18 protein-coding genes are annotated in these 22,720 nt (G+C 43.2%); 16 read left to right on the top strand and 2 right to left on the bottom strand.

Annotated features, from left to right (window positions below):
* The first annotated feature begins 48 nt into the window (after nucleotides 1–48).
* The 3 genes from tagF to tagH all read left to right on the top strand — a co-directional run bounded on the left by tagF (nucleotide 49) and on the right by tagH (nucleotide 4,806).
* Nucleotides 49–2,214 (top strand): teichoic acid poly(glycerol phosphate) polymerase, encoded by a 2,166-nt coding sequence (tagF, locus tag AXI59_RS08685; protein WP_061527960.1) that lies wholly within the window; start codon nucleotides 49–51, stop codon nucleotides 2,212–2,214.
* 176 nt (nucleotides 2,215–2,390) lie between these two features.
* Nucleotides 2,391–3,218: a teichoic acids export ABC transporter permease subunit TagG gene (gene tagG, locus AXI59_RS08680; RefSeq protein ID WP_061527959.1), complete on the top strand. Its 828-nt coding sequence runs from the start codon at nucleotides 2,391–2,393 to the stop codon at nucleotides 3,216–3,218.
* 19 nt (nucleotides 3,219–3,237) lie between these two features.
* A complete protein-coding gene (tagH, locus tag AXI59_RS08675) occupies nucleotides 3,238–4,806 on the top strand; it encodes a teichoic acids export ABC transporter ATP-binding subunit TagH (protein ID WP_061527958.1) in 1,569 nt (522 codons plus the stop codon).
* 37 nt (nucleotides 4,807–4,843) lie between these two features.
* Here tagH and galU read toward each other — a convergent pair whose 3' ends face one another.
* Nucleotides 4,844–5,722: a UTP--glucose-1-phosphate uridylyltransferase GalU gene (gene galU, locus AXI59_RS08670; RefSeq protein ID WP_061527957.1), complete on the bottom strand. Its 879-nt coding sequence runs from the start codon at nucleotides 5,720–5,722 to the stop codon at nucleotides 4,844–4,846.
* A 282-nt stretch (nucleotides 5,723–6,004) separates the two neighbouring features.
* On the opposite strand from galU, the gene wecB reads away from it, so the two are divergent.
* On the top strand, nucleotides 6,005–7,147 hold the full coding sequence (gene wecB, locus AXI59_RS08665) for a non-hydrolyzing UDP-N-acetylglucosamine 2-epimerase (RefSeq protein ID WP_061527956.1): 1,143 nt from the start codon (nucleotides 6,005–6,007) through the stop codon (nucleotides 7,145–7,147).
* Between the two features lie 47 nt (nucleotides 7,148–7,194).
* Here the strand turns inward: wecB and tagU are convergent, their stop codons facing one another.
* The gene (gene tagU, locus AXI59_RS08660; RefSeq protein WP_061527955.1) at nucleotides 7,195–8,115 is read right to left on the bottom strand and encodes a polyisoprenyl-teichoic acid--peptidoglycan teichoic acid transferase TagU; all 921 of its coding nucleotides are present in this window, start codon (nucleotides 8,113–8,115) and stop codon (nucleotides 7,195–7,197) included.
* A 176-nt stretch (nucleotides 8,116–8,291) separates the two neighbouring features.
* Here tagU and AXI59_RS08655 point away from each other — a divergent pair, with 176 nt between their 5' ends.
* The 12 genes from AXI59_RS08655 (at nucleotide 8,292) to AXI59_RS08600 (ending at nucleotide 22,624) form a co-directional block, all read left to right on the top strand.
* Nucleotides 8,292–8,594 carry a hypothetical protein gene (locus AXI59_RS08655; RefSeq protein WP_061527954.1) on the top strand — a complete coding sequence of 101 codons (303 nt, stop codon included), beginning with the start codon at nucleotides 8,292–8,294 and terminating at the stop codon, nucleotides 8,592–8,594.
* 21 nt (nucleotides 8,595–8,615) lie between these two features.
* Nucleotides 8,616–10,733, top strand: coding sequence for a SpoIID/LytB domain-containing protein (locus AXI59_RS08650; RefSeq protein WP_061527953.1), 2,118 nt, complete (start codon nucleotides 8,616–8,618; stop codon nucleotides 10,731–10,733).
* Between the two features lie 25 nt (nucleotides 10,734–10,758).
* On the top strand, nucleotides 10,759–12,249 hold the full coding sequence (locus AXI59_RS08645; RefSeq protein ID WP_061527952.1) for an N-acetylmuramoyl-L-alanine amidase: 1,491 nt from the start codon (nucleotides 10,759–10,761) through the stop codon (nucleotides 12,247–12,249).
* A 257-nt stretch (nucleotides 12,250–12,506) separates the two neighbouring features.
* Nucleotides 12,507–13,166 carry a sugar transferase gene (locus AXI59_RS08640; RefSeq protein WP_061522641.1) on the top strand — a complete coding sequence of 220 codons (660 nt, stop codon included), beginning with the start codon at nucleotides 12,507–12,509 and terminating at the stop codon, nucleotides 13,164–13,166.
* A 36-nt stretch (nucleotides 13,167–13,202) separates the two neighbouring features.
* Nucleotides 13,203–14,651 (top strand): teichuronic acid biosynthesis protein TuaB, encoded by a 1,449-nt coding sequence (gene tuaB / locus AXI59_RS08635; protein ID WP_061527951.1) that lies wholly within the window; start codon nucleotides 13,203–13,205, stop codon nucleotides 14,649–14,651.
* Nucleotides 14,648–15,847 carry a teichuronic acid biosynthesis protein TuaC gene (tuaC, locus tag AXI59_RS08630; protein WP_061527950.1) on the top strand — a complete coding sequence of 400 codons (1,200 nt, stop codon included), beginning with the start codon at nucleotides 14,648–14,650 and terminating at the stop codon, nucleotides 15,845–15,847. Before tuaB ends, tuaC begins: the two co-directional genes overlap by 4 nt.
* Before the next feature lie 4 nt (nucleotides 15,848–15,851).
* Entirely contained in the window at nucleotides 15,852–17,189 is a 1,338-nt protein-coding gene (tuaD, locus tag AXI59_RS08625; RefSeq protein ID WP_082791752.1) for a UDP-glucose 6-dehydrogenase TuaD, read from the top strand.
* A 62-nt stretch (nucleotides 17,190–17,251) separates the two neighbouring features.
* The gene (gene tuaE / locus AXI59_RS08620; RefSeq protein ID WP_061527948.1) at nucleotides 17,252–18,739 is read left to right on the top strand and encodes a teichuronic acid biosynthesis protein TuaE; all 1,488 of its coding nucleotides are present in this window, start codon (nucleotides 17,252–17,254) and stop codon (nucleotides 18,737–18,739) included.
* Nucleotides 18,736–19,416, top strand: a complete 681-nt coding sequence (gene tuaF, locus AXI59_RS08615) for a teichuronic acid biosynthesis protein TuaF (RefSeq protein ID WP_061527947.1) — start codon at nucleotides 18,736–18,738, stop codon at nucleotides 19,414–19,416. Before tuaE ends, tuaF begins: the two co-directional genes overlap by 4 nt.
* Before the next feature lie 23 nt (nucleotides 19,417–19,439).
* Entirely contained in the window at nucleotides 19,440–20,198 is a 759-nt protein-coding gene (gene tuaG, locus AXI59_RS08610) for a teichuronic acid biosynthesis protein TuaG (RefSeq protein WP_061527946.1), read from the top strand.
* 20 nt (nucleotides 20,199–20,218) lie between these two features.
* Nucleotides 20,219–21,415 carry a teichuronic acid biosynthesis protein TuaH gene (tuaH, locus tag AXI59_RS08605; protein ID WP_061527945.1) on the top strand — a complete coding sequence of 399 codons (1,197 nt, stop codon included), beginning with the start codon at nucleotides 20,219–20,221 and terminating at the stop codon, nucleotides 21,413–21,415.
* Nucleotides 21,416–21,547: 132 nt separating this feature from the next.
* Entirely contained in the window at nucleotides 21,548–22,624 is a 1,077-nt protein-coding gene (locus AXI59_RS08600; protein WP_061522649.1) for a glycosyltransferase family 4 protein, read from the top strand.
* Nucleotides 22,625–22,720 lie beyond the last annotated feature (96 nt).

The raw sequence follows: 22,720 nt of genomic DNA, 5'->3' as shown, positions 1-22,720 counted from the left end.
TAAATCAGCTAAGTGAAGAGCTTTGATACAGAGGAGCAGAAAATAGGTATGGATGAAAATACTGTGATTAAATGTATTTTGAAAAGCTTAAAAAATAATGCGGGCAACTTGGCGCTCTCCATTTCACTTGAAAACGAAGAACTATTGTCTAAGGAAGTGAAATATTATTTAAAATTAAGAGAGCGGCGTTCAGGAACAGAGGACCTCGTTCTTTTAGAGAAAGAGGGTCCGCACCAATACCAAACCTCTATTAATATTCATTCGTTCCCTGAACCTTTAGAAATGGGACAAACCTATGATTTTTATGTTGTATTTGGTGAACAGGCGGCGGAGGATGAAGAACAGTCGAAGCAAGTGCGTTTATCTGTTGATGCAGAAGCTATTGAACGTGCTTACCATCTTGATCATACGACTGAACTTTTGATTTTGCCGTACACAACAGATAAAGGCAATTTCTCTTTAAAAATAAAAAGAGAAGCAAAAGTTGTGAAGTTTGATCAAATTCAATTGAATGCGGAAGAAATCAATATAACTGGATATGCGGGTTACCTTAGTTCAGAAAACCAACTATCAATAAAAAGTCTTCAGTTCTTAATTAAAAAAGGCGGAGAAACTCCTATTGAAGAACGTTTTCCAATTCATATGACTAAGAAAACGGAAAACTTGGAACAGCTGCGGGAGGATGCCTTTATACCTGAAATTTACGATTTTCAAGTGACAATTCCTTTAAAGGATATTCCTTATTCTTCGGAAATACGGTTTGTCTACCGTATGTTTATGGAATTTCATTGCGAAAATGAGGAGGCTGAGAGTATTGTTCTTAACAGTACTCCTCTGGTGCTGGGAGACAGAAAAAATAAACTGAAAGGCCTTATAAGCATCGTGAACGCTGAAAATGGGCCGGTCAGATATGAAGTATATAAAAAGAGGAAAAAACAGACGGTTTGCATACGTGTAAACGATTATAGCCTGAAAACGAGAGTGAAATTTTTTATAAAGGGAAAAAAGAAGCGGTTCGTTTCTAAAATGAAAAAACTGAAAAAACGCAGAAATTCCCTCATTACAAAAGGCTATAAAGTCGTTTTCAGAATGGCTAGCAAAATGCCTGTTAAGAGCAAAACCATTATTTTTGAAAGCTTTAATGGCAAACAATACAGCTGTAACCCAAGAGCCATTTATGAATACATGCAAATCAATCATCCTGAATATAAGATGTACTGGAGCGTAAATAAACAGTACGCGGCGCCTTTTAAAGAAAAGGGCATTCAATATATAAACAGGCTTTCAATCAAATGGCTGTTTGCTATGGCCCGGGCAGAGTATTGGGTAGTCAACAGCCGTCTGCCCTTGTGGATTCCGAAGCCGGAACATACCACATACCTTCAAACATGGCACGGTACACCATTAAAAAGGCTTGCAATGGATATGGAAGAAGTTCATATGCCGGGAACAAATACAAAAAGGTATAAAAAGAATTTTATTAAAGAAGCTTCTAACTGGGATTATTTAATCTCGCCGAATGCTTATTCGTCTGAAATATTTGCCCGTGCATTCCAATTTGAAAAAACGATGATTGAGTCCGGTTATCCGAGAAATGACTTTCTGCATAATGATAATAATGAGAAGACGATAACTGAGATCAAAAGAAGATTGAACTTGCCAGAAGACAAAAAAATTATCCTATACGCACCGACATGGAGGGATGATCAGTTTTATGCAAAAGGACGGTATAAATTTGACCTTGATTTAGATTTGCATAAACTGAGGGAAGAGCTTGGAAATGAATATCTGGTTATTCTGAGAATGCATTATCTTGTGGCTGAGAATTTTGATCTAGGTCCTTTTGAAGGTTTTGCTTATGACTTCTCTGCACATGAAGACATTCGTGAATTGTATATGATTTCAGATTTGTTAATTACAGATTACTCATCTGTATTTTTCGATTTTGCAAATCTGAAGCGTCCGATGTTATTTTTCGTACCGGATATTGAAACGTATCGGGATAAACTCAGAGGTTTCTACTTTGATTTCGAAAAAGATGCACCTGGGCCGTTAGTGAAAACAACAGAGGAAACAATTGAGGCAATCAAACATATTTCTTCACCGGATTATCAGCATCCCGTTTCATTCGAACCTTTTTATGATAAGTTCTGTTATTTAGAATCAGGACGGTCTTCTGAAAAGGTCGTGAAGATCGTGTTTGAGTCTGAATAATAAAAAACCCCTTTGTATCAAGGGGTTTTTCTATTAGAGATGCGTAAAAAGGCTTTGGTTTTCCAAGCTTTCTCTTAGCAGCATTTGCATGCGGCTGGAAAGTGAAAAAAAACTTGTTTTCTGTTACAATTATCAGCGATGCTTTATAAAATCTATTCAATCTAAGGAAGATTAAAATGAATGCTGTAGTGAAAATACTAAAAGAGCAAGTAACATCATTTCCTTTAATACTGCGATTAGCGGCTTACGAAACAAAGTCTAAATATCAAATGAATTATTTGGGTGTTTTATGGCAGTTTTTAAATCCTCTTATTCAAATGCTTGCCTATTGGTTTGTTTTTGGATTGGGGATCAGAAAAGGAGGTCCGATGGCTACAGGTGCAGGCGAAGTGCCTTTTATTCTGTGGATGCTTGCTGGTCTGATCCCATGGTTTTTTATAAGCCCGACAATATTAGACGGATCAAATAGTGTATTTAAGCGAATTAAAATGGTTGCAAAAATGAATTTCCCGATCAGTTCATTGCCATCCGTTGCCATTGCCTCTAATTTGTTCAGTTATGCAATCATGATGGTAATATATATCATTGCATTGCTCGCCAGCGGAATTTATCCGAGCCTTCATTGGCTGCAATATATTTATTATTTTGTGTGTTTAATGGCCTTCTTATTTTCGTTCAGCTTGTTCAACTCAACTATAAGCGTGCTGATCAGAGACTATCAGTTTCTGCTCCAAGCGGTGACAAGGCTTTTATTTTTCCTATTGCCGATCTTTTGGGATATTCACTCGAAGCTTGGTGCAAATCACCCGGAACTGGTGCCTGTCCTGAAGCTGAATCCGCTCTTTTATATCATTGACGGATTCAGGAACAGTTTCTTAGATGGCCAGTGGTTTTTCCAAGATGTAAAATACACACTGTATTTCTGGCTGTTTACATTGTTTTTATTGACAGTAGGTTCTATCTTGCACATGAAATTCAGAGATAAGTTTATTGACTTTCTTTAATACGTAAGGAGATTGTACGATGAAACTAAAGGTTTCGTTTCGAAATGTTTCAAAGCAGTATCATCTGTATGAAAAACAATCGGACAAGATCAAAGGATTGTTTTTCCCGGCTAAAGATAATGGTTTTTTCGCTGTGCGCAATGTCTCCTTTGACGTGTATGAAGGGGAGACAATCGGCTTTGTGGGAATTAACGGGTCTGGCAAATCGACGATGTCGAATTTGCTTGCGAAAGTGATCCCGCCGACAAGCGGTGAAATCGAAATGAATGGCCAGCCGTCGCTGATTGCGATTTCAGCCGGTTTAAATAATGCATTAACAGGCCGCGATAACATAAGGCTTAAGTGTTTAATGATGGGGCTGACCAATAAAGAGATCGATGACATGTATGACAGCATCGTTGAGTTTGCTGAAATTGGTGATTTTATTAATCAGCCGGTCAAAAACTATTCGAGCGGTATGAAGTCCCGCCTCGGTTTTGCGATCTCAGTCCATATAGATCCCGATATTCTAATTATTGACGAAGCACTATCTGTAGGAGACCAGACATTTTATCAGAAATGCGTTGACCGGATTCAGGAATTTAAGAAACAGGGGAAAACGATTTTCTTTGTCAGCCATTCCATCGGTCAGATTGAAAAAATGTGTGATCGTGTCGCTTGGATGCACTACGGTGAATTAAGAATGTTTGATGATACCGAGACCGTAGTCAAGGAGTACAAATCATTTATTGATTGGTTTAATAAGCTTTCCAAAAAAGAAAAGGAAAAATATAAAAAAGAGCAGGTTGCTGAACGTAAAAAAGAATCACCTGAGCAGCAGGCCATTGCCCGTGATCAAAAGAAAAAGAATAAACCCAGATCAGCTGGTAATGCGATTCAGATTGCAATTTTATCAATCCTGCTTGTGTTTATGGCCGGAACAATGTTTTTTAGTGCTCCGCTCCGCACAATCGCTTCCTTCGGAAAGATTGGATATCAAGATGATATCAATAAGGGCAAAGGCCAATTGGAAGACCAAGTAAAGGTGAATAAAACAGGCTACATTTTAAAGGATCAGACACAAGTTTATAAAGATAAGCTGCTGAAAGATAAAGCAGGCATCGTGCTTTCGTTTGGGACTGAAGTCAAAGTGTATTCCAAAAGCAAACATGCAGCTAAGATTAAAGTAAACGGTAATTCATATTATATTCATCAAGACGCAGCCGCTGATGATGTAAAGAATACAAACTTGAAGGTCTCCGATTTTGCACCGTATGTTACGCAATCACCATCTTCCGCTGAACATCTTGTTTCACTTTTGGGAGAAAGTGAAAATCGTATACAGAAGGAAGTAAAGGGGCATGAAGAAACAGCCAACGGTCAAAAAAACTTTTATCTCAAAAATGGGCAAGTCAGTTATGTGATAAAAGATGGTAAGGCAGATCAACTTACTTTCAGAGGGATTTCAACGATTACGCCGGCTTCTTTATCTTTAAGTGATCAAGATGTATTAAAGGGCAGCAGTAATCAGCAATTTATTACCGGAACTGATAAAACTGTTTTCATCATCAATAATGACAACAAAACATTAACGTGCAGATTAAAATAAAAAAGCTATTGGATTTTATATCCAATAGCTTTTTGTCTTATACTTCTCCTTTTTTTAAAAGGTTTTCCATAAAAGGAATTAAATGATCGCGCAGTTCATGATCCTGCATCGCAAATTCTAAAGTAGTTGTAATAAAACCGAGCTTTTCACCAACATCATATCTCTTGCCTTCAAAGTCATAGGCAAATACCCGCTGGATTTCGTTCAGCTTTTGAATAGCGTCAGTAAGCTGGATTTCCCCTCCGGCGCCAATTTGCTGTTCTTCCAAATACATAAAGATTTCAGGGGTGAATACATAGCGGCCTAAAATCGCTAAGTTAGAAGGAGCAGTTCCTTGTGCAGGCTTTTCGACAAAGTTTTTCACCTGATAGCGGCGTCCCTCACTTGTCAGCGGATCGATAATGCCGTAGCGATGTGTCTCTTCTTCAGGCACTTGCTGAACTCCGATAATGGAAGAAAGCGTTTTGTCGTATTCATCCATCAGCTGACGAAGTCCCGGTGTTTCTGCCTGAACGATGTCGTCTCCTAGAAGAACGGCAAATGGCTCGTCACCGATAAAATTGCGCGCACACCAAACGGCATGACCAAGGCCTTTTGGCTCTTTTTGACGGATATAATGAATATCTGCGAGGTTAGAGGCTTTTTGGACTTTTTCCAGAAGCTCTTTTTTTCCTTTTTCCTCTAAATTTCTCTCAAGTTCCGGTGAGTAATCAAAATGATCTTCAATTGCTCTTTTGCTTTTCCCTGTAACAATGATAATGTCTTCAATACCGGCTTCCACCGCTTCTTCAATGATGTATTGAATAGTTGGTTTGTCTACGATAGGGAGCATCTCTTTCGGCATAGCTTTTGTTGCTGGCAGAAAGCGGGTTCCCAAACCTGCAGCGGGGATTATGGCTTTGCGTACTTTTTTCACTTTAAAGCACCTTCCTTAGCGTCACTTTATTTATAGGTTATATTATATCAATACAGACTCAGGTTTGCTGATATATTCTGTATACCCGATATTTCATTTTTAACACTTTTAATGATATAAGATAAACCATTATTAAACAAGTTTTATCCGAAAAGCTCTAATGATATATCATTTTTCATTTAGGGTAAAATGATACGAGATATTTAACCATTGGGGTATATCATGTAAAATGGATTGATAAAGAAGTGATATAATCTGAAACTAGATACAGGAGAAAAACACATGAAAAAACTTAAAGTCATGACAGTCTTCGGCACCAGACCTGAAGCGATAAAAATGGCACCGCTTGTGCTCGAATTGAAAAAGTATCAGGAAATTGAATCATATGTTACAGTAACCGCCCAACACAGACAAATGCTGGATCAAGTCCTTCATGCTTTTCAAATCAAGCCTGACTTTGATTTGAATATTATGAAAGAGCGCCAGACGCTGGCAGAAATCACCTCTAATGCCCTTGTAAAGCTGGACGGGCTGTTTAAGGAAATCAAACCTGATATTGTGCTCGTTCACGGTGACACCACGACGACTTTTGCGGGAAGCCTTGCAGCGTTTTATCATCAGATTGCCGTCGGGCACGTTGAGGCCGGGCTTCGGACGGGAAACAAATATTCTCCATTCCCTGAAGAGCTGAACCGCCAAATGACAGGAGCAATCGCCGATCTGCATTTTGCGCCGACTGCACAAGCGAAGCAAAACTTATTAAATGAGAATAAAAAAACGGATTCCATTTTCGTTACTGGAAACACAGCGATTGATGCGTTGCGCACGACTGTTCATACCAATTATTCACACCGGATTATTGATAAAATCGGTGCAGATAAAATGATTTTACTGACGGCGCACCGCCGGGAGAATCTTGGCCAGCCCATGGAACATATGTTTAAAGCCATCCGCCGGATTGCAGATGAGTTTAATGATGTACAGGTCGTTTATCCGGTACACCTTAACCCGGCCGTACGTGAAGCGGCTCAGAAGCATTTCGGTGACTCGGATCGGGTTCATTTAATTGAGCCTTTAGAAGTGATCGACTTTCACAATTTTGCGTCAAGATCCCATTTCATTTTGACTGATTCCGGAGGGGTTCAGGAGGAAGCGCCGTCTCTAGGCAAACCTGTTCTTGTATTACGTGATACAACCGAGCGGCCTGAAGGAGTTGAAGCTGGAACGCTGAAACTAGCGGGGACCGATGAAGAAACAATTTATCAGCTTACAAAGCAGCTGTTAACGGATGGGCGGGAATATGAAAAAATGTCACAAGCCTCTAATCCTTATGGCGACGGCCAGGCGTCCCGCCGTATTGCAGAGGAATTGCTGTATTATTACGGGTATCGTAAAGAGCGTCCTGACTCGTTTGAGGTGCATTAAAACAGCAGCTTCGCATAAAGTGTGCGAAGCTGCTGTTTCTGTCAGATTTAGAGATTAAGGCTGTTTTTCAGCTCTTTTGTGATAGAGGCCAGCTCGCCTTCATCAGCTTTATAATAGTAAATTCCGTTTATTTTGGTGCCGTCACCCTTCAGCTCGTGCTGAATCACTTTCTTACGGGCGCCTTTATAACCAGATTGAATATCCCACATATCCTCGAAAGTCAGATTGGTTTTTACATTGTTCTCTACTACTTTAAACATATTTCCAAACTTAGTGACAGAGGAGATATTTGCTCCCTTATTAATGATGCCTTCTATGATTTGCCGCTGTCTGTCTTGGCGGCCGAAGTCGCCTCTCGGATCCTCTTTTCTCATTCGGGAGTAGGCGAGCGCTTCATCGCCATTTAGCGAAATATTTCCTTTGCCAAAGGAGTAACCGTCATAGCTGAAGGCGAATGTGCTGTGTACTGTAATGCCTCCCAGTGTATCAACAACATCTTTAAAGCTTTCCATATTCACTTTAATGAAATAATCAACAGGAACATTCAAGAAATTTTCAACAGTATCAACCGCCATCTGTGTGCCGCCGAATGCGTATGAATGGTTGATTTTGTCCATTGTACCTTTGCCGATTATTTTTGTATATGTATCACGCGGAATACTGACCATTTCCGTCTTGTTTGTCTTAGGATTAACCGTAAGATAAATGAGTGAGTCAGCCCGGCCCTTATCATTTTTACGCTCATCTACTCCCATGATCAAGACAGAAAACGGATCATTTTTGTTTATGTTCACCTCAGTGCTCCGCTTTTTCGATTTGTTAATGTCTTCGTGAATGCTTGCGACGGTCGAGGCAGCTTTGTGCCATAGATAGTATGTAAAGCCGCCGGATACTAAAATGAAAACGCCGATGATTGTCAGAAAGACCAGTAACAAAGTCTTTTTCTTTTTTCTTCGTTTACTTCTCATTCATTACACCCCATCTGTTTTAATTGAAAGCCAGACTGCCAGCAAATACAAGTTTTTATAATAGAATACAATAAATCCTAATATAGTCGAATACTATCGAAAAAAGTTTCATTGTTTCTTAATTTTTCTTTAAAATAAATAATATGTTGTCGATACTCCATAATGAGGTGAAAAAAATGAAAAAAATATTTGGATGTTTGTTCTTTATACTGCTTCTTGCCGGATGCGGAGTTAATAACGAAAAATCCCAAGGCGAAGATGCAGCTGAGAAGCTAGTGACAAAAGAGGGCACTTATGTAGGGATGGCGGATACTCATACAATTGAAGTCACTGTTGATAACGAGCCTGTCAGTTTTGATATTACTGATGAATCTGCAAAAGATATTAAGGATTTGAATAATGGCGACAAAGTGACTGTAAAGTATCAAAAAAATAGTAAAGGTCAGCTTTTGCTGAAGGATATTGAACAGACCAATTAAGAATAGGAGGAACCTGTAATTTTGAAATCTTGCAAACAATTAATAGGACTGACTCTTGCTGTGATTTTATTGTTTTTACCGACGGTTTCTTTTGCAGCTGATTCGGAAATATCAGTTAAGCTGACAAATTACATAGGAAATCAATCAAGTATCTCTTTATCTCCAACGGGGTCATATCAAGTTACCGGAGATCACGTGGCTGTTACCGACCGATTTTCAGGTGCATCGCGATACGAGACGGCAGCTCTCGCATCCGACGCCCAGTGGTCAAATCCTAAAACAGTTATCCTTGTCAACCGCGATATTTTTATCGACGCATTACCGGTGATTCCCTTGGCAAAGAAGTTAGATGCGCCAGTGTTATTTACACAGCCGGACACTTTGACAAAAACGACAGAAAAACAGATTGCTAGGTTTAATCCGGATAATATTTTGGTCATTGGCGGAGCAAACAGCATTTCGAAGGACGTTGAAAACAAGCTTAAAACTTATGGAGCTGTGAAAAGAATCAGCGGAAAAAATCGTTATGTGCTATCTGAAAACATCGCAAAACAAATGGGCAATTACAATAAAGCAATTGTTGTAACAGGACAAGTCTTTCAAGATGCTTTAGCCATTGCACCATACGCCGCGGCTAACGGCTACCCGATATTACTTACCGAAAAAGATAAGCTGCCAGATTATGATTTGCCGAAGCAAGTACTGATTATCGGCAGTTCATTCAGTGTGAGTGATGCTGTAGAAAATCAAATTAAAAAAACTTCAACTGTGCAGAGAATACCGGGATCCACAAGGTATGAATTGACTGCCAATATCATTAACCAGTTAAAGTTGAAGGCTGATAAAGTCGTAATGACTAATGGAACTAAGTACGCGGACGTCTTGGTTGGGGCTTCTCTCGCCGCCAAAAAAGGCAGTCAAATATTATATATAAAACAAGATGATGTTCCTTCCGCAGCAAAATCAGTAACAAAGGAGAAGGCTTCATACGCATACGACTTTATCGGAAGTACAAGCTCTATTTCTTCCGGTGTTGAAAATGAGCTTTCAAATCATTTTTACCTGGCCGGCGGGAGCACCTATGATTTACAAATCAATAATGGAAAATTAAATCTGAAAAATATTAAAACATACGGGAATTCTCTCAGAATAAAACCAGAAACATACAACGAATCCAACCGAATCAGCCTGAATGGAAAAGAGTATCTCGGTACGGTTAACTTTTCAATAGAGTCGGGCACATATATCAGGCCTGTAAATGAGAACATTCCATTTGAAGATTATCTAAAAGGAGTCGTACCCAATGAAATGCCTGCGAGCTGGCCGCTTGAAGCACTGAAGGCACAGACCGTTGCGGCAAGAACATACTCCATTACGAAGGCCGGAAGCACCGTGGCCGATACAACAGCATTTCAAGTGTATGGCGGTTACAGCTGGAATGCTGCAACCAATAAAGCCGTTCAAGAGACAAAGAATAAAGTTCTGACCTACAACGGAAATTTGATTACGGCTGCTTATTCCTCCAGTAATGGCGGATATACAGAAGCCAGCGATGAAGTGTGGGGTTCCAGCGTCCCTTATTTAGCCGCAAAAAAGGACACAAAAGATCCTGAAACAAGCTGGACACTTACTCTATCTAAACAGCAAATCAACTCTGATACCGTTGATTTAAATAAGCCGGCATCTTGGTTCGCTTCAAAGAATGAGACGAATGCAGCTCAACTGACCGGAATCAAAAACTGGCTGTTGAAGAATAAGGAAACAAGCGCGTCCGCAATTAAAATTGTGAAAATAGAAGATTTAAAATTCAGCGGAACAACGAAAGGACAGCGGGCTAAAACGGCGTCTTTAAAAGTGAGTTATGTTGCCAAAAGCAATAACGGAAATTATGAGACAAATAAAACGTCGACAATGACTGTGCCGGTAACTGAGCTGAGAACAATGATCGGAGCCTCAGTATTTAAAAGCACTTATGTGAGTGTCAGCCAGACTGGTTCTGCTTTTACCATAAACGGAAAAGGCTATGGGCACGGAATCGGAATGAGTCAATATGGCGCTAAGGCAAGAGCTGCATCAGGAGATTCATATAGTACGATTTTGAAATTTTACTATCCCGGCACAACATTGACTAACTATTAATTCAACGAGAGTAGGAGGAAGGCAATTGCATTCTTATCTTAAAGTCCTGGTGATTTCTATGTTAGGACTGATCTTATTTATCCCGTCAGCATTAGCTGACAACGCGGTCAAAAGAGTAGGGGGGAGCAACAGGTACGGCACGGCAGCTGCACTTTCCAAGCAGGTGTATTCGACAGCCGATACAGCGATTGTAGTCGGGGGAGGATCGTATGCAGATGCTATTTCTGCCGCCCCGCTGGCCTATCAAAAAAATGCTCCGCTGCTTTATACAAATAAAGATAATCTGTCATCGGAGACAAAAACACGTCTGAAAGAATTAAAAACAAAAACGGTGATTATTGTCGGCGGAACACCTGCTGTATCAGCGAATACGGCAAATCAAATTAAAGCATTGGGAATCAGCATTAAGCGGATTTCCGGGAGTAACCGTTATGATACAGCAGCTAAAGTAGCAAAAGAAATGCCGGCCGCATCAAAAGCCGTAATTGTAAACGGATTTTTATATGCAGATGCAATAGCTGTGATTCCATATGCCGCAATGAACGGTTATCCCATTTTGTTTACTAATCAAACAGACATAAACAGTGCGACAACAGGAGCTATTAAAAATAAAGGAATCAAAAGTTCAATTGTTGCCGGGGGCACCGGGAGCATTAACGCTTCTGTTTATAATAAGCTACCTTCTCCCAAAAGAATCAGCGGAAGTAACAGATATGAACTTGCTGCAAATCTTGTTCAGCAGTTAAATCTGCCGACAGGCAATGTATTTGTCAGCAACGGATTCGGATATGCAGACTCTATTGCCGGTGCAGCTTTGGCTGCAAAGAAAAAGCAATCAATAATCCTTACAAATGGCAGCAATCTTTCAAAAGAGACACGGGTGATTATAGGCAGAAAAAAATTGAGCAGCTTTACCATTATAGGGAATACGCCGGCTGTCAGCTCAAATGTGGCAAATCAGCTGAAAAATCCAGCGGCGGGAAAAACGATTTTGATTGATGCGGGCCATGGAGATCAAGACTCCGGCGCGATAGGCAATGGAATTTTGGAAAAAGACGTAAACCTGGATATCGCAAAGAGACTCAATACGAAATTAAATGCATCTGGTGCTTTGCCGGTCATGACAAGATCAAATGATACATTTTATTCCTTGCAGGAGAGAGTGAATAAAGGCGCAACAGCAGGAGCGGATTTATTTATCAGTATCCACGGCAATGCAAATGATGCAGCTTCTGCAAATGGAACAGAGACATACTATGATGAAACGTATCAAGCCGCTGCAAGCAAACGTTTAGCAGAACAGATTCAGCCTAAGGTAGTAAATGCTTTAGGCACAAGAAACAGAGGGGTTAAAACAGCCCCTTTCTATGTCATCAAATATTCTAAAATGCCTAGTGTGCTAGTAGAGACTGCCTTTATTACAAGCCCGTCTGATGCAGGTAAATTAAAGCAAGCAGCTTATAAGGACAAGGCAGCTCAAGCAATAAATGATGGAGCCGTATCTTATTATAAATAACTTTATATGTTTTGCCCGAAGCCTGCCGATCAACATGATCGGCAGGCTTTTTTTCTGAACCTGAAACCCTCTTAAAATTTACTTTTCCCATTATAGTAACAGCCCTTTATGGATATGAATAGATTTACAATAAAAAAACAAAAATCGAAACATTCTAACAAACATTAACACCGCCTTTACTTCCAATTAACATCCATCTGCTAAACTCACTGGCATAGGTCATCAAACATCCCAAACAAATCGTGAGGTGTGTGTCAGTGGGAGCAGAGAAAAGCATGAATGTGAATGATGAGTATTTACTGCGGCAAGGCAATTCCATTGCTGTAACGGAAAAAACGGCCCGTTATTTGGCTTTTAAGCGATTCATGGACATTTTGTTTGCGCTGACGGGGCTTTTGGCTGCGCTGCCGATCATGGCGCTGTTCTCCATATTGATCTGTTTGGAGTCGCCCGGCCCGGCTTTTTATAAGCAGGAGCGCGTAGGGAAAAACGGGAAGCCGTTTCATTTGTATAAGCTCCGTTCTATGAAAATAGATGCTGAAAAATCGGGGGCGGTGTGGGCGCTGAAAAAGGATCCCCGTGTGACAAAGGTCGGCGCTTTTATCAGGCGGACGCGTATTGATGAACTGCCTCAGCTGTTGAACGTCTTACGGGGCGAAATGAGCCTGATCGGCCCGCGTCCTGAACGGCCTGTTTTTACAAAGCAGTTTCAGGCTGAGATTCCGGGATTTACAGAGCGGCTTGCCGTTAAGCCGGGATTAAGCGGCTGGGCTCAGGTTAACGGGGGATATGACATGACACCAAGGGAAAAGCTGATGTTTGACTTATATTATATCCGCAACCTGACCTTTTCATTGGAAGTGAAAATTATGATCAAAACATGCAAAGTGATCTGGACTGGTGACGGGGCAAGATAGAAAAATCATGTCAGCAGACAAAAAGTAGGGAAAACGATGCCTAGTATTACAAATCAAATTTTAAGCGGCGCTAAGTGGACAAGTATCTCGACTGTATGTATTACGGTCATACAGGTGATTCAGTTTGCCTTGCTCGGCCGGGTCATGTCATTGGCGGAATTCGGCCTTGTCGGCATGATCACAACGGTTGTCGTGTTTGCCCAAATCGCGCTTGATATGGGACTTGGCGCTGCGCTGATCCAAAAAGATCATGTGACGGAAAGACAGCTGTCTTCCTTATATTGGCTGAATATCGCAACTGGCATTCTGCTGTTCGCATTGCTGTATGTCAGCAGCCCGTTTATCGCCGATTTTTATCGGCGGGAGGAGCTGACGCACTTAATCCGTGTGCTGGCCATTATGTTTTTAATCGCTCCGATCGGACAGCAATATCAGTATATGCTTCAAAAAGCGTTGGCATTTAACGCGTTAAGTAAAATTGAAATCTTTGCAAATATGCTGTCCTTTATTTATTTGGCCGTTACGGTTTTTTATATGGACCCGATTTTCGCATATGTGATTTCCCAGGTGCTGCTGCAATCCTGCAAAGGCCTTCTGTATTGGGCTTCATACAGGAAAACATGGAGCCCGTCGCTTGTTTTTGATCTGAGGGAAATGAAAGGCTTCTTATCTTTCGGAGCCTTTCAGCTGTCATCCCGGCTTGTGAATCGGCTTGGGTCGAACATTGATATGATTTTAATCGGCGGATTCATGGGAGCCGAGGCGCTCGGTATTTACAATCTGGCTTATCAAATTGTCACGCTTCCGGTATTAAAGATTAATCCGATTATTACAAGAGTGGCGTTTCCCGTCTTTGCGAAAAATAAGCATGAAAACAGCGTCCTTAGAGAAGGATTTCTCAATATGACAAAAATGCTCGCGCTGGTTTCATTTCCGCTTTTGCTCGGCTTGGTCTCTGTGTCGGATGCGTTTGTTGCTTCGGTTTTCGGAGAAAAGTGGCTTACGGCCGTTCCTGTTTTAAACGTTCTTGCCATTGTCGGCATTTTAAGAGTGTTGATGAACCCGAACGGATCTGTGCTGCTGGCAAAAGGGCGAGCGGATTTGGCGTTTTATTGGGACGCAGGGGTCATGCTGCTGTACGGTGCATCTCTGTATGCAGCCGTCCTGTCCGGAAACCTTTTAACTGTAGCCTGGACGTACGCCTTTATCAGCATCTTGAATTTTCTGATCGGACGCTGGCTTTTGGCATATGTCATTAAGCTGCAGCTTTCGGCTTATTTCAAAGCCGTAGCAAAACCGTTTCTGCTCACGGCAGCGATGGGTGCCATTGCATTTGCAGCCAGCTTCGGGACGGAGCGCATCAGCTTGGATGTGAAGCTCCGTCTGGCGATTTCGGTGGCTTGCGGCGCGTTATTTTATCTATTTCTATTATTAAAAGCGTATCCGCATATGAAAAGTAAATTAAGAAAAGGGCGTTTGTTATGAAGGTATTGTGGATGACAAGTGTATATCCGAGCGCTGAAAAACCGGGAGAAGGCGTTTTTCATGAAACTCAGGTGCAGGAGCTGCGAAAGCTTGGCGCGGAGATCACCGTCATCTGCCCGAGGCCTAAACTGGCCGCACCGTTTCGGATGCTGAAAAAGTCATATCGGAAAAAGGAAGCACGGCCTGCTCATGAATGGCGGGAAGGTGTCTCTGTCCACCGTCCGTTTTATCAGGCTGTTCCCGGTCAATTAAAGTGGGCGCAGCCCCATAAAAGAATAGCGGCATCGGTTCTTTCCGCCATAAGAAGGCAAGGCTTGAAGCCCGAGCTGATTCACGCCCATTTTGCCATGCCGTCAGGCGGAGCTGCCGCGATCGTATCTAAGGCGCTGGGAATTCCTTATGTTTTGACACTGCACGGCAGTGATGTCAATGTCTATCCGCACTACAGCAAAAGCGCTCACAAAGCTTTTACACTTGCAGTGCAAGGCGCCGCGGACATATATGCCGTCAGCGGCAGGCTTCGGGAAGAAATGAAAAAGCTCAGCGAAACGGATTGCACCGTACTCCCGATAGGCATCGCGCTTGATGCCTTTCAAGAACGGAAGAAGTCAAAGGAAGACATCAGAAAGCAGCTCGGCCTTCCGCCGGACAAAAAGCTGATCGTTTTCATCGGCAGGCTCGTAAAAGAAAAGGGCGTGTTCGACTTGTCAAAAGCCGTTCAGTCATTGGATGGCACGTATCAAGCCGTATTTGTCGGTGACGGGCCCGCCAAATCTTCATTGGGGGAGCAGGCGGGGCACATCATCACAGGCCAAGTGCCGAATGACAAGATAAAGGACTACTTGCTGGCGTCAGATGTGCTGGCGCTGCCTTCCTACAGTGAAGGGATGCCGACGGTTGTCATCGAGGCGCTCGCGCTGAAGATTCCGGTGATTTGCACTGATGTAGGCGGTGTGGCTTCCTTATTCGGAAGACATCGGCATTTGCTGATCAAGCCCGGCTCACCTGAAGCCCTGGCACAAGCCATTAGGCATTATGAACATGGCGGGGCTTGGACGCCGCGAACAGCCGATGAATTGTATCAAACCGTCAGCACTCATTTTGACGCAAGCAAAAACGCCAAGGCGCTGAAAGAGAGATACCGGGCCGTCATAAAACGGGCCGCGAAAGAGGAGAATGTTTCGAGAGAGGGATGAAGCTGTGAAGAAAATCGCTGTATTAGGAACCGGGTATGTAGGTCTCGTATCAGGAACGTGTTTTGCGGAAATCGGTCATAATGTCACTTGCTGCGACATCAATGAAGCGAAAATCAGAAGCTTACAAAACGGAGTCATCCCGATATATGAACCGGGGCTTGACGAATTAGCCGAAAAGAATGTCAGAAAAGGCCGTTTGTCCTTCACAACCGGGATTGCGTCAGCGGTAAAGAACGCAGACATTATCTATATAGCCGTCGGTACACCGATGTCACAGACGGGCGAAGCAGATTTGACGTATATCAAGGCTGCGGCGCAAACGATCGGCGAACAGCTTAACGGCTATAAAATCATTGTGAATAAAAGCACCGTTCCGGTCGGGACGGGAAGGCTCGTCTATAATATCATCCGCAAAGCCTCAAAGGGAAACTATCGGTTTGATGTCGCATCCAATCCCGAATTTCTCCGGGAAGGCTCAGCTGTCCGCGACACGATGCAGATGGAACGGGCAGTGATCGGGGCGACAAGCGATAAAGCGGCTGCGGTCATTGAAGAGCTTCACAAGCCTTTTCACACGCAGATTGTAAAAACCGATCTGGAAAGCGCAGAAATGATTAAATATGCCGCAAACGCCTTTCTTGCCGCTAAAATCTCGTTTATCAACGACATCGCCAATATTTGTGAGCGGGTCGGGGCGGACGTTTCTAAAGTGTCTGAGGGTGTCGGTCTGGACAGCCGCATCGGCAGTAAATTCCTTCAGGCGGGAATCGGCTTCGGCGGCTCCTGTTTTCCGAAGGATACGACGGCTTTATTGCATATGGCAAACGCCGCTGACTATCCGTTTAAGATGATGGAAGCCGTGATTGAAACGAATGAAAAGCAGCGGGAGCGTATCACGGAAAAATTGATTAATGCTGTTGGAAATATAAAGGGAAGAACCATCGCCGTATTAGGTCTTGCCTTTAAGCCGAATACAAATGATGTGCGGTCTGCCCCGGCTCTCGATATTATTGCGAGGCTCGAAAAGGAGGGCGCCCACATTAAAGCTTTTGATCCGATCGCGATTCCGGAAGCGTCGGCTGTTTTAGGGGACGGCATTGAATATCACACAGAGCTGTACAATGCCCTAGCCAATGCAGACGCGTGTTTGATCACAACCGATTGGCCGGAAGTGAAGGAGATGGATCTTCTGAAAGTGAAGAAGCTGCTCAAACAGCCGCTCATCATTGACGGAAGAAATATCTTCCCGCTGGAATATATGAGGGCCTCCGGGTTCACCTATCATTCAATCGGCCGTCCGGCGGTCCATGCTGATGAACAAATGAAAGAACTGGCACAATAGAAAAAGGTTCAGGCTCTCGGCCGCCGCGGCTCGGCTGCCGGTTTTGGAAAGGGGTTTGTCATGTGAGTATCAAACGTTCAGCGGTCCATATCATTGTGATGCTTGCCGCTGTCATCGCAGGAGTCTTCATTATGCTGGAGGCGGTCCGGACGGATGTCGGCTTTGGAAAAATCACCGTCCTGCTGATTGTGTTTATGATCGGTGCAGCCGGACTTGCTTTTTTGTCCGCCTTCACAACGAACGGCCGGATGTTTATGGGGCTGATCTATTTACTGATCGCCTGTACATTTTTAAATCAAGCTTTCTTCGCCATCCATCTCGGATTCTTCAGCTTATTTTTGTACCGGCTGTTATTAATTGCTGCAGGAGGCCTGCACATTGCCGGCATCCTGAAAAACCGCACTCATATCGACAGATGGAATCGGGTGAATGTAAAAGGCATACTGCTGTTTTTCGCTTTATGGTTTACATACGGGCTCGTTTCGCTGCTGTGGGCAAAATCTGTGACATACGGCATTAAATATTTAGCTTTAATGGCGATGGGGATTTTTATGATTTATCTCATCGTGATGTTTATTCAGAAGATGGATCAGCTGGTCATTTTTTATACGATTTGGCTCGTGATGACCGTTTTTATCATGGTGATCGGCTTTTACAACCATTTTACGCTGCACCATTTGCCGACCTCCACGCTCTATAACGGGCCGCAGTACAAACAGCACTATCCGACGTCCGTTTTCTTTAATCAAAATGATTTCGCGACGTTTCTGTCAATCAGTTTCTTTCTGTATGCGGCGGCAGTCAAAAACGTTAAAAACGGCTATGTGAAGGCGGTCTGTCTCCTTCTGGCGTTCAGCGCCTTGTACTTAATCATTTTGACCGGTTCGCGTGCGAGCCTGCTCGGCGTGTGTGCTGGGGCGGCTGTTTATATCTTCATTCTGCTGCCTTCCTTGTTAAAAAAACTCGCCGTCTTTTTTGCGGCCGCAGGCGCTGCCGTGTTTGCCGCTTTATTTGCCGGCCGCATCATCAATGCGGTTTGGAATTTGTTTTTTGCCCCGCAGATGGTGTCTGCGCACCAGCCGCTTCCTTCCAACCTGGCGCGGGCAAATCTGTTGAAAAACGCGTTTCACTATGTGATTGATTCTTACGGCTTCGGAGTGGGAGCGGGAAATGTGTCTTACTATTTAGCATCTGAGCCTGTTTATGATACAGGCGGTGTAGCCGAGGTGCACAACTGGCTCGTCGAGATTATGGCCAACTTTGGTTTGCTTATGATGCTCGGCTATCTCACGGTCTATTTGTACCTTTTTTGGACACTTTACAAATTTCATGAAAGAAAATTGGAAAATCAGTCAAAACTGATCGCAGAAGGACTTATAACGGCATTGGTCGGTTTTTTAGTAAGCAGCATCAGCCCAAGCTCCGTATCAAATTTATTTTTTCACTGGGTATTTCTCTCACTCGTGATTGCGGCTGTTAACATTCTGAGGCGTTCACAAAAGGAGCCTGCCGTTACGGCGAACTATGAAAAACAGGGAGATGCGAGATGAAGGATATGTTGACAAGAATAGCCCGGCGTATCAAAAAAAATATCATTTGGCTCATTGCGCTGCCCGTCATTTTAGGGGCGGCGGGTTATATATTGCCGTCGAAAATCACCGGCAGCAGCAGTTTTACATCAGAAGCCGCGATCGCGGCCGGAAACTATGATCATCCGCTTTATAACAATACAAAAGAAATTCCGCTTCTCATCACAAGCGACGCCTTTTTAAAGCAGGCCTTGCCTGATAAGACAGACGAAGACAGAGCGGCCGTCAAAAGTAAACTTACCGTCAATACAGAATCAGATGCACTGATCACTGTCAGCTACACCGATCAAAATAAGCAGGAGGCCGAATCGGTGTTTCAGGCGATCATAGCGGCTTTTCTGAAAAATGATCAAGCGCTGTTTGAAAAAAGAGCCAAGGTGGTTCGGCAGAGCATCGGTGCGCTGGAAGGAGAAACGGTCAGTGCGGATGCCAAAGTAGAGAAGGAAAGGTTTTTATACGAACTGAAAAACACACAGCTCAACTTGAAAGCAGCCAGTGTCATGAATTCTGAACCGACTAATGAATTAGCCGGACACGGGATGCCGCCGAAAAAGAAAGCGGTTCTGGGGGTTTTGATCGGTATTGCAATTGCGTTTATGTACATTGTCATTCCCGAGTTTTTTAGAGAGTCCTTTTAAAAATCTGCGATGGAGTTGTGACCATGAAAAACTGGAAACCTTTTGTATCTGTCATTACACCGTCTTATAATGCAAGTGAATATATTGAAGACACGATCCAATCGGTTTTGGATCAAAGCCATCCGGATTGGGAAATGATTATTGCGGATGATTGCTCCACCGACGGAACGAGAGACATTTTACGGCAATACGAAAAAAAGGATGAGCGGATCCGCGTCGTCTATTTAGACAAAAACCGAGGAGCCGCCGCTGCCAGAAATAAAGCCCTCGAACATGCACAGGGCCGTTATGTTGCATTTTTGGACAGCGATGACAGATGGAAAAAGGAAAAACTTCAAAAGCAGCTTGCATTTATGTCTGAGCGCGCCTGTGCTTTTTCCTTCACAGGATACAGCGTGATGGAGCAGGACGGATCGCCGACTGACAAAACGATTCACGCGCCCGAAAGCCTGTCATATGAAGAAGCCTTAAAAAACACAATTATCGGATGTTTGACGGTCATGATTGACAGAGAACAGACGGGGCAGATTCAAATGCCGGACATAAGAACGCGGCAAGACTTGGCGACATGGCTTGCTCTCTTAAAAAGAGGATTTACCGCTTACGGCTTAAATGAATGCTTGGCTGAATACAGATTGGTTCAAAACTCAATCTCAAGCAACAAGTGGAAAGCTGCAAAAAAAACATGGTTTGTCTATAGAGAAATTGAACGCCTGCATTTTATCAAGGCTTCGTGGTGCTTTGTGCAATATGCGAAAAACGCAGTCATGAAAAGGCTGTAGGCGTTCCGGAGAGCTAGGTGATGAAGGTGGAATCAATGATTCATGTCATCGTCGGCGCGGCAGAATGGGGCCATGACCAGCTGAGGTACAGACGGCACAGGCTGGCTGAATTTCTCGCCCGGCAAAAAGAAACGAAGAGCGTCATCTGGGTGTGTCCGTCACCAAAAGAACAAGAGGACTCATTTACAGACATTACACAGGGGATTCGGCAATTTGCGGTGAAGGATCTGCTGCAAAACAAGATGTTCCGGTTCGGCAGGTACACAGATTTTTTTTACAAGCACAAACTCTCCCCATTAGTAGAGACGCTGAAAAAAGAAGGGGACGGATCGCGCTGCTGTTTATGGTATACCTTCCCCGGCTTTCCGCTTTTGTCGGCTCTGTATCCGTGGGATGAAGTCATTTACGATTGCAGTGATCTATGGGCGGCTCCGATTAACGGCCGCTCCAGTATTCTGGCAAATGTAAGAAGAAACATCATTAAGCATGCGGAAATGAGAATCATTCAGCGTGCCGATTCAATTACCTGCACATCAGACTGCCTCCACCGCGAAGTCGGCAAAAAACTGGCGGATCAGCGTCAAAATGTATTTACCATTGAAAACGGAGTTGAATATGACCTGTTTACAGGGAATAACAGGGAGCTTGAGCAAGACATTTTACAGGGAAGAAGCGGAGCGGTTCTCGGCTTCATCGGCGGCATTAAACCGAAGCTTGATTTCTCACTGTTAGCACAGACAGCAGACCAGCGTCCTGATTGGACGATTTTGTTAGTGGGGCCGAATACCGCAGAGGACGATCCGGATTTCATTTCTCTTCTGAACCGCCCGAATGTCATTTGGACGGGACCGGCCGCGCCGGATGAGGTTCCGTCCTATATGCAGCTCATTGACATCGGGATTATGCCTTATAAAAAATCACCGTATAATGATGCGGTCTTTCCGCTCAAGCTTTTCGAATTTTTAGCGGCCGGGAAAGCTGTTGTCGGCTGCAACCTTTCTTCAACGGCAAAAATAAAAAAACAGTATGTTTACGAATACATCGAAGGCAGCGATCCGTCAGACTTTATCTCGGCTTGTGACACGCTGTTGGAAGCAGACCGGCACGGATCATATCAGGCATTGCGCCGTGAAATGGCCCGCCGCCGGGACTGGAATGTTTTATTCCGTCATATGCTGGAATGCACAGGCATTTTAAAAAAAGCGCACTCCCATTAAAAGGGAAGGCGCATTTTTTATTATATGTGTTTCTTTTTGATGAAGCTTGTTATAATAACTAGTAAGAATTATAATGGAAGGAACGGTTCAATATCAGAAAAGACTTCATATAATTCCAAAGGAGACTTCTTTATGCTTGACGAACGCATGTTTCGCATAGTTGTTGCGTTTTTTGTCTCTCTGCTAACGGTTTTAATCCTAACTCCTATCGTAAAAAAAATTGCGATCAAAATAGGTGCAGTTGACCAGCCCAGCAACCGAAAAGTACATGATAAAATAATGCCCCGTATGGGCGGATTGGCCATTTTTATCGGCGTGGCGGCAGGTGTTCTTGCAGCCGGCATATATAATGAAAATAAGTTGACCGCCATCACGGTAGGCGCGTTTATTATTGTCATTTTAGGAATCCTTGATGATAAATACCAATTAAGCGCAAAAGTGAAATTCTTCGTCCAATTAGCCGTTGCCATTATGATTGTGAGCACGGGGCTGAAGATGGACTTTTTCTCAGTTCCGTTTTTAACGGAACGTTTAGAATTAGGATGGGTCGCTTACCCGTTAACTGTGTTGTGGATCGTAGGTATTACAAACGCGATGAACCTGATTGACGGATTAGACGGACTCGCGGCGGGCCTGTCGATCATCGGACTGTCAACCATCGCAGTGATGGCGCTTTCCGGAGGGAAAATCCTCATCCTGTCACTTTCGCTTGTTGTCATTGGAAGTACACTCGGATTTCTATTTTATAATTTTCATCCGGCAAAAATATTTATGGGGGATACAGGCTCACTCTTTTTGGGGTATGTCATTTCAGTTCTCTCATTATTAGGCCTATATAAAAGTGTTACGTTGTTCAGTATCATCATTCCGATCATCATTCTGGGCGTGCCGATTTTTGATACGACATTCGCTGTGATCAGGCGAATATTAAATAAACAGCCCATCTCCGCGCCAGATAAGTCACATATACACCACCGGCTGATGGCCTTCGGGCTGTCTCACCGCACGGCGGTCATTATCATCTATTTAATAGGTTTCATTTTCAGCATCAGTGCAATCCTGCTGAAAAGCGCGACGATTTGGCTTTCGCTGTTTATCATTTTTGTATTGATTGTATTTATGCAAATCATAGCAGAGGTAACAGGGTTAGTAAATGAACAATTTAAACCATTTACTAAGTTTTACAAAAGATTGGTAAAAAAGAATTGAAAAAAGCAGATCATGATAAATGGTCTGCTTTTTTTGAATCTCGCTATCTCTCATTATATAAAAAACACCCGATCCATACGGGACTGACCCCATAGA

The organism is Bacillus nakamurai (assembly GCF_001584325.1).
Taxonomy (GTDB): Bacteria; Bacillota; Bacilli; order Bacillales; family Bacillaceae; genus Bacillus; species Bacillus nakamurai.
Note: the sequence above shows the minus strand (reverse complement) of the source record. Positions and strands in the feature narration are given on the sequence as shown.

Bases quoted from the DNA above. Each gene is read 5' to 3' on its own strand.
- AXI59_RS08655 (WP_061527954.1), top strand. From the start codon at position 8,292: ATGAAAAAAATATTTGGATGTTTGTTCTTTATACTGCTTCTTGCCGGA.
- tagU (WP_061527955.1), bottom strand. From the start codon at position 8,115: ATGAGAAGTAAACGAAGAAAAAAGAAAAAGACTTTGTTACTGGTCTTT.
- tuaF (WP_061527947.1), top strand. From the start codon at position 18,736: ATGAAGGATATGTTGACAAGAATAGCCCGGCGTATCAAAAAAAATATC.
- AXI59_RS08600 (WP_061522649.1), top strand. From the start codon at position 21,548: ATGCTTGACGAACGCATGTTTCGCATAGTTGTTGCGTTTTTTGTCTCT.
- tuaC (WP_061527950.1), top strand. From the start codon at position 14,648: ATGAAGGTATTGTGGATGACAAGTGTATATCCGAGCGCTGAAAAACCG.
- tuaB (WP_061527951.1), top strand. From the start codon at position 13,203: ATGCCTAGTATTACAAATCAAATTTTAAGCGGCGCTAAGTGGACAAGT.
- tagH (WP_061527958.1), top strand. From the start codon at position 3,238: ATGAAACTAAAGGTTTCGTTTCGAAATGTTTCAAAGCAGTATCATCTG.
- tagG (WP_061527959.1), top strand. From the start codon at position 2,391: ATGAATGCTGTAGTGAAAATACTAAAAGAGCAAGTAACATCATTTCCT.
- tuaG (WP_061527946.1), top strand. From the start codon at position 19,440: ATGAAAAACTGGAAACCTTTTGTATCTGTCATTACACCGTCTTATAAT.
- wecB (WP_061527956.1), top strand. From the start codon at position 6,005: ATGAAAAAACTTAAAGTCATGACAGTCTTCGGCACCAGACCTGAAGCG.
- tuaH (WP_061527945.1), top strand. From the start codon at position 20,219: ATGAAGGTGGAATCAATGATTCATGTCATCGTCGGCGCGGCAGAATGG.
- tagF (WP_061527960.1), top strand. From the start codon at position 49: ATGGATGAAAATACTGTGATTAAATGTATTTTGAAAAGCTTAAAAAAT.